The following is a 13,768-nucleotide window of genomic DNA, read 5'->3' on the forward strand; positions in this document are numbered from 1 at the left end:
CCCTGTTTATTTTAACGGAAGAACCATACAAAAAATGGCGCTGGGTTTTCACCAGCACCATTTTTCTGTGTTCGCCGAACTCATCTGAATCGCTCCAAACGATGGCTCAGACGCCGCACTACGGCCGGTCAAACCCATCCAGCAAATCATATACGACGCCTTTAACAGCTCTTTCCTTGTAATGTCTCTCGCTCTCCCGGATCTTTAGGCGCGGAGGCCTTTTTCTTTTTGCCTGAATTTCCTGAATCCGTTTTGAGAGCAGCTCGGACAGCCGGTTCCGTTCCTCCACAGTGCCCAGGGATCCGCCCAGGATAGCGGCGGCTTCCGGGACCGGCAGCGGAGTCCGGTCTACCGAGCCCAGGTAAAATTCCACATCTTCAAACATGCCGTCCTTTTTTTTGGCGGACATACAGGCGGAAATCTGTGCAATTGTCACCTCCGTGCGGCTCCCCAGCTTGACAAAGAAGCTGTCCCGCTCCGGAACAACCGGGAAATGGACGGCGGCAAGCACCTCGTTTCGCTCCATGGCAGGGGCCCCGCCCCCACGGTAAAACTCCCCGGCTTCGGCAAAACGGGTCGTCCCGTCGGAGGACAGGATTTCCGCCTTGCCGTGAAGCAGGAAAAAGCAAGGAATCATGTCGCCGGCCGGCGACGCATTCATCAAATTTCCGCCAATGGTGCCCTTGTTGCGGATCTGTTTGGATCCGACGTGGGCGCAGGCCTCGGCGAGAGCGCGCAGATACCTGCGGACACTGGGGTCCGCCGCGATCTCCCCATGGGTGGCCATGGACCCGATTCGGATCCCGTCTCCCTCCAGGCGGATGCCGGAAAACTCTTTCAGCAGCCCAAGGCTGACGATCCGGTCAATCTTGATCTTTGCCTCCCGGATCTCGCAGAGCAGATCGGTTCCTCCTGCCAGAAACACACTGTCTTCGGTCATCTGCGCCATAGCGGCGAACAATTCTTCCCGGTCCGCCGGCTGCAAATATTCCCATCTGGGTTCTCTCATTCTTCCGCCTCCTCCCTCGCAGAATCCGCTGCTTCCCGAATCGCGGCGCGGATCTCCCGGTAGCCGGAGCACCGGCAGATATTCCCCGCAATCGCCATGCGGATTTCCTCGTCGCTGGGATTCGGATTTTCCATCAAAAGCGCCTTTGCCGACAGGATCATGCCCGGCGAGCAAAAGCCGCACTGAATCGCTCCGTTTCGGATAAAAGTCTGCTGGAGCCGGTCCAGCTCCCCATTCTTCTCCAGCCCTTCGATGGTGGTCAGGGACCGGCCCTGAAGCTGTCCAACCATGGTCAGACAGGCGTGAACCGCCTTATTGTCCAGCAGCACGGTGCAGGCTCCGCACTCTCCTTCCCCGCAGCCTTCCTTCGTACCGGTCAGACCGAGATCTTCCCTCAGATAATCCAACAGGCGCCTGCTGCCGTCCACCTCATCCACCCGGTGCTCTCCGTTGAGCCAGTATTCAATTCTCATCGTGTCCTCCCTCAATCGCATCCAAAATAACCGCCGGAGTCAGCGGCATCCGGTAAAGCCTCGTCCCCAAGGCCTGGTTTACCGCAGCCACCAGGGCAGGGGCCACCGGCACGAGAACCACCTCGCCGATGGATTTCGCTCCAAAAGGTCCCTCATGATCCGGCTCTTCCAAAAACAGCACATCATAATCCGGCATATCGCAGGCGTTAGTCACCTCATAATTTTTCAGGTTCGAAACCAGCACTTCGCCGGTTTTCGGATCCAGCTTAATTTCCTCGGAAAGGGCGATCCCGATTCCCTGCTGAATCCCGCTTCCCACTTGCCCCCGGCACAGATCCGGGTTGATGGCGCGTCCAATATCATGAACGGAGAGGCAGTGCTCCACTTTCACACTCCCGGTGAACGTGTCCACCGACACTTCCGCAAAATGAGCGCAGGCCACGCCTGGGTTTTCCACGGAATTATGGGTGTAAGCCGTATAAATGTCCTCCCCCAGCGTCCCCAGTGCATAATCTGAAATCTCACGCAGAGAAACGCTTCGCTCCGGTTCCGGTTCGGGATAGAACCGGCCGTCCTGATAACGAAGAACACTGGCGCTGCATTGAAGCTGATAAGCCGCCACGTGCTTTGCCTTTTCCTTCAGCTTCTCACAGCATTTCTTCACCGCATTTCCCAAAACATAGGTGGTCCGGCTTCCATAGCATCCATAATCGTACATGCAGTGTTCCGTATCCGCCTCTGCAAGCTGGATCTGTTCCAAATCCAGTTCCATCACTTCCGCCGCAATTTTTTTCATCGCCATCACCGTGCCGCATCCGTGGTCATGGATTGCGATATGAAGCGTCAGGCTGCCGTCCTCCTGGAGGCGCGCCGTGGCCGTGGCCACATCGGCAATGTATGGATAAAAAGAACTGGTGTGGCTTCCCATGGCTACGCCGACCCCATACCGGTACCGTCCCTGAGCCTTATTTTTCTCCAGGCAGGCTTGCTTTCTCTCCTCCCACCGGAACCGCTCCCGGCCGGCAGTCAGCACATCTCTCAGACGGGCGTTGCCGATGGTCACCCCGTGCATCCCATCCTGCTCATAGGGGTTCAGGACATTTTTCAGGCGGAATTCCACCGGGTCCCATCCCCGGTCCGCGCAGACCTGGTTCCAATGAGTCTCCAGCAGCGCGGCTTCCTCCGAGGACCCCCAGCTCCGGAAGCTCCCGTTGACCGCAGTGTTGGTGCAGATACTTTTTCCGCCATAGGTAATATTGGGAATCCGGTAAACCTTTCCCAGCTTTCCTCCGATGGTCCGGAGATAAGAAGGGGAGATGGTCTGATAAGCGCCTGCGTCCAGCATGACGGACACCCGTACCCCCTCAATTTTTCCGTCCGGATGGATCTTGCTCTCGATCACTCCTTCCAGGTTGTGTTTCAGCATCGTATGGATGATCTGTTCCTCCCTGGTGTACACCAGGCGGACATCCGCCTTTAAATCACAGGCGGCCCAGGCCGTCAAAGGTTCCACAAGGGTTTCCTGCTTGCACCCAAAAGAACCGCCCATGGCGGTCTTGATCACATGGATTTTCGAGTAGGGCAGTCCCAGAAAATCCCCCAGCGTAGAGCGGATTCCGAACACCGTCTGACAGCCGGTCCACACCGTTAGTTTCCCGCTGCTTTTGTCCCACAGAGCCCGGCAGGAATGGGTCTCCATGGACAAATGTGTCATCCGGCCCAGGGCCACCTGTGTTTTTTGGCAGTATTCAGCCTGACAGTTCTCAAAATCACCCCATCCTGCTTCGGGGGCCTCATAGACATTCCCCTCTTCATGGATTTTTTCCGCGCCCTCTCTGGAAGCCTCCTCCATGGTCAGCATCGCCGGAATTTCCCGGTAGCTGACCCGGATTCTCCGGCAGGCCTCCGCCGCAATCTCCTCGGACTCCGCCACAACCGCGGCCACCCGCTCTCCGTAGAACCGCACATGACGGTCAAAGAGCCGTTCCTGGTTGGGAGCCTCCTCGTAGGACGCCACCCGGCCCCGGTCATATTTCCGATCCGGCGTATTTCCCCAGTAGTATACGGCCCGCACTCCCGGAAGAGCCAGGGCCTCCTCAATATCAATCTCGTCGATCCATCCGTGGGCAATCGTGGAAAGCTTTAAACGAATCACAAGCATTCCCGGCGCAGTCATATCGCTGCAGTAGGTTATGGCTCCGGTCGCTTTCCCGTAAGCCTGATCATTTGACAGCGATGCACCGACAAATTTCAACTCTTCCCGCATTCTTTCCTTTCTTCCTTTCCGTCACCGTTTCCTTCTGTTCCTCGTTCTTAATTATATAGCAATTTCCATGCCAGCAGGCTCCCGCCAAATTCTGCGCTGCGTGGTCAAATTTCTTTCATTAATCGCAAATAAATTAGGCATGAAGCCAAGTAATTTTGCATATGGCCTGATTTTTCACCATTCGGTCACAGGATATCCGGCCGAAACAAAGAGTCCGGCAAAAAATCGCAAAAAGCCCGCAGTATGTGTAATCCTCATCATACCACAGGCTTTTATCTCATCCTAGTGCCAATATGGATTTAGAAAAACTTTCCTCTCCCGCACTTTAGCAGAGTACGCCCTTCTTCGCCACCTTCCGGACCAGATTGTTTCCAAACCGGTAGAAGATGAAATCCAGATTCGGCGCATCCCAGATCACCAGATCTCCCTGTTTGCCCACTTCCAGGCTTCCGATCCGGTCCGCCCGGCCGATGGCAGCGGCAGCGTTCAAGGTAGCAGCCGTCAGGACCTCCTCCGGCGTCATCCGATACTTATAGCAGGCCAGATTCATCGCCATGGGTAAAGACAGGTTCGGACAGGATCCGGGGTTAAAATCCGTGGCCACTGCCACCGGAACGTTTGCCGCCATCATATCCCTGGCCCTGGCAAAGGTCTTGTCCAGATAAAACGACGTGGCCGGAAGCAAAACCGCCACCGTGCCGCCTTCGGCCATGGAAGCGATCCCTTCATCCGGAGTGCAGATCAAATGCTCCGCCGAGACGGCATGGAGCTGGCCCGCCAGCTGGGATCCGCCGATCGGATCAATCTCGTCGGCATGAACCTTGGCCGGAAGACCGTGGCGGATGCCCGCCTCCAAAATCTGCCTCGTCTCTTCGGCGGTAAACACGCCGGTCTCACAGAACACATCGCAGAATTCCGCCAGTTTTTCCTCCGCAACCTTCGGAATCATTTCCTCACAGACCAGGCGCACATACTCCTCCCGGTTTTCTTTGTACTCCTCCGGAAGCGCGTGGGCGCCCAAAAACGTCGCCGCAAGCTCCACCGGCTGGATCTCGCCGCATTTTTGGATTACCCGGAGCTGTTTGAGCTCCGTCTCCAAATTGAGCCCGTAACCACTCTTTGCTTCACAGGTCGTTGTGCCAAGGGCAAGCATCATGGAAAGAGCTTTGCAGGATTTCTCCACCAGCTCTTCAAAGGACGCTTCCCGCGTCATCCGCACAGTGGACAGGATCCCTCCCCCCTGCGCGAGAATATCCAGATAGGGCACGCCCCGCAGTTTCAGCGCCAGCTCATGTTCCCGCCAGCCACCGAACACCAAATGGGTGTGGGCGTCCACCAGGCCCGGCGTCACCAGGCCGCCTTCTGCATCCACAACCTGTTCCGCATCCCGCAGCCCGGCAGGTACTGTTCCGGTTCCTACCTCCACGATATTCCCGTCCTCTCCGACGGCGACATAGGCGTTTTTACTGACTGTGATTTCTCCCTGCTCCGCCCCCCGGCAGGCCGATTGGCCCGTGGGGGTGGCAAGCATTCCAATATTTTCAATCAATAAGCGAACTGCCATTCATTTCCTCCTATTCCGATTTCAGCACTGCCTTCACCAGCTCGCGGTCTGCGATGAAAGGCTCTGTGATGTGATCGGATTCCCGGTAAAGCTCGTTGTATTCTTTCACGGTGGAAACCGCGTTCTCATTTCTGGCCCAGGCTCTGCGGGAAACGCCTACCATGGTATCCCAAGGCATTGCCATGGAAAGGATCGTATCCACCCGCTCGCTGCCGTCCAGCACCATACCGAAGCCGCCGTTGATGGCTTTGCCGATGCCGACGCCGCCGCCGTTGTGGAGAGCCACCAGGCTCATGCCGCGGGCACAGTTGCCGGCGAAGCACTGGGTCGCCATATCCGCCATGATGTTGGATCCGTCCTTGATATTGGAAGTCTCACGGAACGGCGAATCTGTTCCGCCGGTGTCGTGGTGATCCCGTCCCAGCATGACCGGCCCGATCTCCCCATTTCTCACCATCTCATTAAATTTCAACGCAATCTTCATGCGGCCCAGAGCATCTTGATAGAGAATCCGGCACTGGGTTCCCACCACCAGTTTATTCTTCTTCGCGTCTCTCACCCAGACATAGTTGTCGCGGTCCTGATACCGGCGGTTCGGGTCAATACACTCCATCGCCGCCCGGTCCGTGGCGTCCAGATCCTCGGGCTTGCCGGACAGGCAGCACCAGCGGAACGGTCCATAGCCATAGTCAAAGAGCTGTGGTCCTAAAATATCTTCCACGTAGGACGGGAAGACAAAGCCGTCGGTCTCATCCACGCCGTTCTTGCAGATCGAAGGAACACCCGCATCATAGACAGCCTTCAGGAAGCTGTTGCCATAGTCAAAGAAATAGGTTCCGCGGTCATGCAGCGTGCAGATCAGCTCATAGTGATGGCGCAGCGTTTTGTCCACCAGCTCCCGGAAATGCTCCGGATCCTCTGCCAGCATCTGGGTTCTCTCCTCAAAGGTCAGGCCCTGCGGGCAATAACCGCCGTCGTAAGGAACGTGACAGGAAGTCTGATCGGACAGCAGATCTACTCTCGCATTTTTCTCAATCAGGAATTCCAGCAAATCCACCACATTGCCGTGGTAGGCAATGGCGCAGGCCTCTCCTGCCGCCTGTTTCTCCTGAGCCCAGGCGTAAGCCTCCTCCAGATCCGCGGTATAGCGGCTGACCCAGCCCTGCTCGTAGCGGGTCATCAGCCGGGAGAAGTCAACCTCAGCGATGATGGAGACCGCTCCGGCAATCTCAGCAGCTTTGCCCTGCGCTCCGCTCATGCCGCCAAGGCCGGCGGATACGAAGAGGCGTCCCGCCAGATCCTTATCCTTCGGAATGCCAAGCATCAGACGTCCTGCATTCAAAAGGGTGTTAAAGGTGCCATGCACAATACCCTGCGGCCCAATGTACATCCAGCCGCCCGCCGTCATCTGGCCGTAGTTGGCTACGCCCATGGCTGCCGCCCGGTTGAAGCTGGCCTGGTTGTCAAACTGGCCGACCATCAGGCCGTTGGAGATGATAACGCGGGGGGAAGTTTTCTGAGAGCGGAACAGTCCCAGAGGATGACCGGACATTACCACGAGAGTCTGCTCGTCGGTCAATTCCTCCAGATATTTCTTGATCAGGCGGTACTGCATCCAGTTCTGGCAGACCTGACCGGTCTCCCCGTAGGTAGTCAGCTCATAGGGATACAGGGCTACATCGAAATCCAGGTTGTTGTCAATCATGACCTGGAAAGCTTTTCCTTCGGTGCATTTCCCCTTGTATTCGTCAATGGGTTTTCCTTTAATCGCACCCTGGGGACGGAAGCGGTAGCCGTAGACGCGGCCTCTCTCTTCCAGTTCTTTGGCAAATTCTTTTGCCATCTGCTCATGATACTGTTCCGGAATATACCGGAGAGCGTTCATAATGGCCGTCTCTCTGTCGGACTGGCTCATGTGAGATTCTCTCTTAGGCGCGCGCCGGACTCCCTCCACAAAGCTGGGATACTCCGGAAGCTCATCCAGCTGAAAGATTTGAGCGTTCAGATTCGTCTTATTCATTCCATCTCCATCCTTTCCTATGGTCTCCCAGATATTCCTGCGAGAATAATTTTTTCTTTATTATACTCCATCCACCGTCAAAAGACTGTCAAAACCCAGCCCCTCCCGCTTTCATTTCCAAAAACATATTGATTTCCGGCGTCACTCTTATTTATGTCCGTGCTTGTCCTGCTCATCCAGCTTTTCTTTCAACTGCCCGATCAGCCGCAGAGTTTCCGGCGTCCGGATCTGCTCCGCCAGCCCGTCCGCTTTGGCGAGATGCTCTTTCGCCTCTTCCCACTTCCCTTCCTTTAGGCGCAGCAGGCACAGGCAGGCTTCGGCCCGGTCCCACCCCCATCGGTAATCATTATATCGAAAGCACTCGACGGCCCGCAAGAGACAGGTCCCCGCCTCCGAAAGCTCCTCCATCGCCAAAAGCGCCTGGCCCAGATTCAGATAGAGCTGGCCGACCCCGTTGACCGGATAACCATCCCCGCTTCCTTCCAGAGCCTTCCGGTAAAACACACAGGCTTCAGTAAATAAGCCCTGCTGCCGGTATATTTCTCCCATGTAATTATAACAGGCTACCCTGCCCATCCGATACAGATCCTGGCTCCCGCTCAACCCCTCATAGTAGTCAAGGATCCTCCTCAGGCGGATCTCCGCCTCCCGGTACTCGCCCTTGCAGCTCAGGTACAAAGCTTCCAGGCGGTCGAAAACCACTTTTTCAGAGGCCAGCCCATAGGTTTTCAGAGCTTCCCGCCCTTGTTTTAGATACTCCTCCATGACCTCCAGATCCTGGACCTGGATTCCATAGAATATCATCTGCTTACAGCCGCCTGCCAGATATTCCCCGTCTTCCAGCTCCCCGGCGAGGCGGATGCTGGTCTGGACCGCCATGGTCCCTTCCCGGTAATCCCCCACCGCAATGTCATACCGGCCCAGAATATAGTAGCTTTCCATCTTCAAGGCCTTGCTCTCCCGCGACGAGTCCTCCCAGCGGATCACCTCCCTGGCCAGGCTGGTCATCGCCTGTTCCCCGTCCCTTTCCCTCAGGCGGCTGGACCCGCTGAAAAGTTCCTCGTGAAGAACCGGGTAATTCTCATTTCGGAAGGTATAGAACTCTTTGAGATACAGCAGTTTATACTGATAAAATTTACTTTTGTTTCCGCCGCGCTCATAGTGATAGACCATTAAAGGAAGAAAGCGGAGGCTCTTTTCTTTCTCATAGTCCTTTTCATAAAACATTCCGATCTGCATGTGCCAATGCCGCTTCTTCCCCTCCGACTGGCGGCCATAGACGTATTCCCAGTACATCCGGTGCCGGAAACTGTAATAAACCTCCCCGCCGGTCACATTTTCCCAGATCAGATGCTTTTTCTCCAGTTCCTCCAACAGCTCCAACAGCGTCAAACGCGGCCATGGAAGCAGGATCTCCAACTCCTCCACGTTGCCTCTGTCGATAAAAATCGACATGGCGTCCAAAATCTGATTTTCTTCCTTGGACAGCCGGGCCAGCCGGCTGCCAATGACGCCGGCCGTTTTTTTCGGAATATCCAGGGTGAACCCTTTTTCCCGCATTTCTCCGGCCAGCTCCATCAAAAACAGGGCGTTTCCGTCGGTCTCCCGGTAGATTTCCTCCACCTGTTCCGCGCTTCCTCCGATTTCCGGCAAAAGCTTTTCCAGAATCTCCCCGGTCTCCTCCCTGGTAAAATTCCGCAGCTCCATCCGCTCCAGCAAATCTTTCCGCAAAAGGAGCTCCATGGACTCGGCGAACCCGTTCTCCTCACAGGGGCGAAGCCCTGCAATCAGCAGCACCGACTGCCCACCGTATGTCAGGAGCAGTCTCTGCAAGAGCTGAACGCTCATGGCATCCATCCATTGAATGTCATCCAAAAAGAGCAAAATCTTCCGCTTCTTAGAGATCCTCCCCACCAGCTCCAGCAAAGTCCGTTCCACCATCTGGCAGCTGACTGGGACACCCTCCCCGGAAAGTTCGCTTCCTCCCCGCATAAAATTCCGGAAAATTTCCGCTTCCTCCGGGCGCAGATCCATTTTTTCCTGGGAGGCCAGATCCTCCATCTGTGAAAAAATATCCTGCCACGGCTTTAAATAGAATCCCCGCTCCGTCTCATAGCAGGCGGCGGACCAAATCAGCACGCGATGAGAGGCAAACATACGGCGCACTTTTTCCATCAGCGCAGTTTTTCCCACGCCCACATCCCCCTCTACCACCAGAGACAGCGCCCTATCCCCTCGGATCAGAGCGCTGATCCGGTTGTGAATCCGGTACACTTCCTGGGAGCGGCCGAAGAAATATTCTTCCCTCTGGATAGATCCTCCCATCAGATTTTCCTTTACCTGGAAGATCCGCTGCATCTGTTCCTGGACGTCCTCCCCCGGTTCCATATCCAGGTCTTCTTTCAGGCGCTTCCTCAAATCATAGTAGAGCTTGATCGCCATGCTGTACTTTCCCTGTTCCGCAAAAATGCCCATGGCCTGCTGGTAGAACGCCTCATTATAAGGGTCCTGCCGGAGCAGAATCGAAGTATAGGCATCCATCTTGGACTCATCCCCGGCGGCGGCCGCGAGATCCAGGCGGCGTCTTACTTCTTCCAGGTAGCAGTTCCGGTAATATTCCCTGGTCTCCTGGGCCCACTCCTCAAATTCATAGCAGTTTTTCACATAAAAATGATCCAAAAAACCGCCCTTATAGTGTTCTAAAATATCCTCCGGATGATCCAGATCCACGAAGCAGGGAACTTCGGGATTGAGGCGGACCGACGACTGCCCGGATAAAAGCAAAAAATCCTCCCCCACCTTTTTCTTAATCTGATAGAGGGCTTCCCGCAGGCTCTTCCGGCCGGAGGCCTCGCTCCCGTCCGCCCAGAGGAGATGAATCAATTCCTCTCTGGTAGCGCTTTTTTTCACGCACAGATAATAAAAAAGACCTGCCGCCTTTTTATAAGGAAATAAAATCTCCTCGCCCTTTTTTTCTACCGTTGGGGATTGCAGAAGGCGAATGTTCATCTGCTCCATAAGGCATCCTCCTCTCTCACTGGAATATTCGGATCATTTCTATCTGATTAATATCTTAAGCTACCGGAGACGATTTTTCAAGCTGGGAATTTCCTGTTTGAACAAGAAGGGATCCAGCACAGGGCTCCCAACCGCCGGTTCCTTCGTTTTTTAGCAGCGATCGCAGAAATCGGGAATTCAAAAAGGGCCGCTGCGGGCAAGGATCCACGATCCCTCTCCCAGCGGCCCTGAGGTTGACGGCAGCCACAACACAAACGGGCACATGCTGCGCATACGTCCCGATGATCCGCGCTGAAACTGCTATTTTTGAAAAATCTCAGCGATCACAACAACCGCTTCCTTCTCCTCCGAAGGATTATCCAAACGCCAGGAAAGTTCTTCCTCCCCGGCTTTCCGATCAATCTGGAGTCCTTCTCCAGCTTCCAGGGATTGATCCGGGCAGCCCGGATGGCATACCGTCAGGCAGCCCTGGAAACAGTAGACAAAATAAGTAGAACGAACCGAACTCTCTCGATAACAGCCGCTCCAGCGCTCTCCCTGAGCCAGTATCTTAGCCTGGAGCGAACCCTCGCAGATCCCCTTCCGCAGCATCAGGTTAAAATCCACAACCTTCCCGCGGCTAAGCGTGTGGGAAGCGCCGTCAAACCGGTGGGGCTCCCGCTCCTTGAGAGAGATCATCTCACCCCCGTCATGGGACAGAGTTAACGTTCCGCGCAAAATCATCAAAATTCGCTGATAATCCGGAAGCGGCGTGAACTCGCTTTCCGGAAGCTCCACGGTGGCGGAGCTGAGCCGCCAGAAAAAACTTCTCTCCCCATAGTTTGCGCCCGGAGGTTCGATGGAAAGCTGCGTGGTGGTTCCACCGCTCCAACGGCTGATCACCTGCCGCCCGGCGTCAATTTTTTGCATTTGCATGGCAGTGTCCTCCGCTTACCGATCTTCCCCGTCCGAAATCAGACGAGCGCAGCCCGATAAAGGCCAAGCTTTGCCGCCTCCCCCAGAATTTCCTGCTCGCCCTTTAAAGCTTCCGCTTCCAGCCGGTCGGCTTCCTCGGCCATGGCGCTGGTAAACGCCTCGTCCCGGATGGAGGACAGATTGATTCTCACATTAAACAGAGCTCCCAGCACGGCGGTCCGCGCCATCATGGTAGCCACCAGACCATCCGTCACTGCATTGGAATTTCCCTGCGTCACCGCCAGGCGGGCCAGAGGCAGGATTCTGCCCGCGGTACGCGCCACAGACATGGGCACCTGGGCGGCTGCCTTTAAGCCGTCCTGCATGGCGGCGCGGCGGGCCGCCTTCTCCTCTTCCGTGCTCTTCGGCATGGACAGGGCCGTCATGTACTGTTCAAAAGAGCTGCTGTCCTTCTGAATTGCCAGCAAAAGCTCTTCCTTGATCTGGGCAGCCTCCTTTAAAACCAACTGCATCGCTTCTTCCGCGTCCGCGTATTTCTCCCGGCCAGTGGTCAGCCGCGCTACCATCTCCGCCAGCGCCGCGCCAAGGGCTCCGGCCAGGGCAGAAACACTTCCGCCGCCGGGGGCCGGTTCATCCGAGGAAGTGATCTGCACAAATCCTTCCACTGTCAAATCTTTTAAGTCCGCCATAAAATTCCTCCCATATTTCAATCAACAAAATAAAACGGGCCCCAGGCAAACCGGAATCCTGGCTTCCCTGTATCCAGCCTCACCGGATTTTTGAAAAGTCAAGCAGTCCTCCCAGGGCCCAAATCGGATCTTTACAGTCTGGTCTCCAGCACCTGCTTCATGTCAAAGCCTTCCAGTCCCAGATAATATTCTGCGCAGTCCACCATGGCTGCCAGCGGAACCAGTCCCACGATCTCGCTGCCCAGCACGTTCACGCCATAGCGGCGGGCTTCCATCCGAACCGTCTCAAATACGGTGTAAACGGACGTCCTTGTAAAATCAGTCAGGTTCATGGATACCTGGGCAATGTTCCGGTCTTCCAGCATCACGCCCATGGCCTTGCAGAAGCGGAAGCCGCCTTTGACGTGGCGGATCTTATCCGCGATCTTTTTCGCGATCTCCAAATTCGGGGTATCCAGGTTGATATTATAAGCAATCAGAGGCATTCTGGCGCCGATAGCCGTAACGCCGCCAGTGGGATGAATCGTATTCGGGCCGAAGTCCGGTTTCCACATGGCCTGATCTTTCATCTTTTCGGCCATCCCCTCAAACTGTCCTTTTCTCACCGCCGCCAGGTTCTCCCGGTGAGGAGCCGTCGCGGACTGCTCATAAAGGAAGAAAGGCTGTCCGAATTTCTCCGAGGCGATCTTTGCGGTCTCTTTGGCGATCCGATCCGCGTCCTCCACGGTCACGCCCTTGATCGGGATAAAGGGAATCACGTCCACGCAGCCCATGCGGGGATGCTGTCCCTCATGCTTCGTCATGTCGATCAGCTCCACGGCTTTCCCGATGGCTTCCACCATGGCGTCGCGCAGGGGCTCCGGCTCGCCGATCACGGTCACCACGCTCCGGTTATGATCCTTATCCGAAGTGTAATCTAACAGCTTTACGCCTTCTTTTCCCCGAAAGCTGTCCACAATCTTCTCTACCTTTTCCAGGTCTCTTCCCTCGCTGAAATTCGGCACACACTCGATAATCTGATTCATACTTTTATCCTCCTGCTGATTGGGCGGATTCTGCCCTATGATGGTTTCATTATACGATCCCATGCGTCAATAAACCGTCAATAAATCCATGGGCCGGCTTAAAATAACACGAAAGAGCTGCAATGCTCCTCGTTCTGCTTTCCCGTTTTCCCCTTAACGTCTCACGATGATTTCATTCTCTTAATCACCTTCAGCCGCGTAAACTCTTCCCGCTCCCGTTCTTCCAGCGCGTCCCCGATGTCCTTGGTCAGCTGCTCATATTTGGGAATCGTGATATTTTTCAGGGCATTGGCCCGCTTTTGAGTCTTTTTGATGCTGACGGCCAGGCGGTAAGCCGCATTCTCAATCATGGACAGCCGGATCGTCAGTTCCTTTACCTTTTCGAAATCCTCCTTGGCTTCATCCAGCACGGCTTTGGTGCTGTAATACGCGTAGGTCGGCACGTTCGACGAGGGCTCGGCCTCCACCAGGGGAATCTCCGTGCCCATAACACTCCTGGTCTTGACCCGGATGGAGTTCTCCACCGGGACCGTGAAGGAGATCTGCTGGATAAAGTTGATGCCCAGAATCATGTTGGCCTTCTGCAAAGCCTCATAGGCGGTCCGGAAGGTCACATCGATTTGAGACTGGATATCTTTGGCCTGGTCGATCAGTTCCATCAGCTCCCGAATCAGGATATTCCGCTTTTTATCCATCAGCTCAAATCCCTGCCGCGACAGGGCCAGGGAATTCTTGGCCTGGATCAGATTCCCTTTTGTGGGAAATGTATTTGGATCCATACGCTCCCCC

The 13,768-nt window shown here is 55.4% G+C and carries 10 protein-coding genes; all 10 read right to left on the bottom strand.

Features of this window, described 5'->3' with window-relative positions:
* Window positions 1–118: 118 nt before the first annotated feature.
* Window positions 119–1,009 (bottom strand): FAD binding domain-containing protein, encoded by an 891-nt coding sequence (locus tag MUB23_RS17545; RefSeq protein ID WP_244802046.1) that lies wholly within the window; start codon window positions 1,007–1,009, stop codon window positions 119–121.
* A complete protein-coding gene (locus MUB23_RS17550; RefSeq protein WP_244802047.1) occupies window positions 1,006–1,482 on the bottom strand; it encodes a (2Fe-2S)-binding protein in 477 nt (158 codons plus the stop codon). Before MUB23_RS17550 ends, MUB23_RS17545 begins: the two co-directional genes overlap by 4 nt.
* Window positions 1,472–3,748: a xanthine dehydrogenase family protein molybdopterin-binding subunit gene (locus MUB23_RS17555; protein WP_244802048.1), complete on the bottom strand. Its 2,277-nt coding sequence runs from the start codon at window positions 3,746–3,748 to the stop codon at window positions 1,472–1,474. Before MUB23_RS17555 ends, MUB23_RS17550 begins: the two co-directional genes overlap by 11 nt.
* Window positions 3,749–4,073: 325 nt before the next feature.
* On the bottom strand, window positions 4,074–5,312 hold the full coding sequence (gene hutI / locus MUB23_RS17560) for an imidazolonepropionase (protein WP_244802049.1): 1,239 nt from the start codon (window positions 5,310–5,312) through the stop codon (window positions 4,074–4,076).
* A gap of 10 nt (window positions 5,313–5,322) precedes the next feature.
* Complete coding sequence (locus MUB23_RS17565; RefSeq protein WP_244802050.1) at window positions 5,323–7,332, bottom strand: urocanate hydratase; 2,010 nt, start codon at window positions 7,330–7,332, stop codon at window positions 5,323–5,325.
* Window positions 7,333–7,479: 147 nt separating this feature from the next.
* Complete coding sequence (locus tag MUB23_RS17570; protein ID WP_244802051.1) at window positions 7,480–10,350, bottom strand: AAA family ATPase; 2,871 nt, start codon at window positions 10,348–10,350, stop codon at window positions 7,480–7,482.
* A 300-nt stretch (window positions 10,351–10,650) separates the two neighbouring features.
* Entirely contained in the window at window positions 10,651–11,265 is a 615-nt protein-coding gene (locus MUB23_RS17575; protein WP_244802052.1) for a HutD/Ves family protein, read from the bottom strand.
* Window positions 11,266–11,303: 38 nt separating this feature from the next.
* Window positions 11,304–11,954, bottom strand: coding sequence for a cyclodeaminase/cyclohydrolase family protein (locus MUB23_RS17580; RefSeq protein WP_244802053.1), 651 nt, complete (start codon window positions 11,952–11,954; stop codon window positions 11,304–11,306).
* A 131-nt stretch (window positions 11,955–12,085) separates the two neighbouring features.
* Complete coding sequence (ftcD, locus tag MUB23_RS17585) at window positions 12,086–12,979, bottom strand: glutamate formimidoyltransferase (RefSeq protein WP_244802054.1); 894 nt, start codon at window positions 12,977–12,979, stop codon at window positions 12,086–12,088.
* A gap of 161 nt (window positions 12,980–13,140) precedes the next feature.
* Window positions 13,141–13,758, bottom strand: a complete 618-nt coding sequence (locus MUB23_RS17590; RefSeq protein ID WP_244802055.1) for a V-type ATP synthase subunit D — start codon at window positions 13,756–13,758, stop codon at window positions 13,141–13,143.
* Window positions 13,759–13,768 lie beyond the last annotated feature (10 nt).

Origin of the sequence: Cuneatibacter sp. NSJ-177, from assembly GCF_022867805.1 — a bacterium.
Taxonomy (GTDB): Bacteria; Bacillota; Clostridia; order Lachnospirales; family Lachnospiraceae; genus Pseudolachnospira.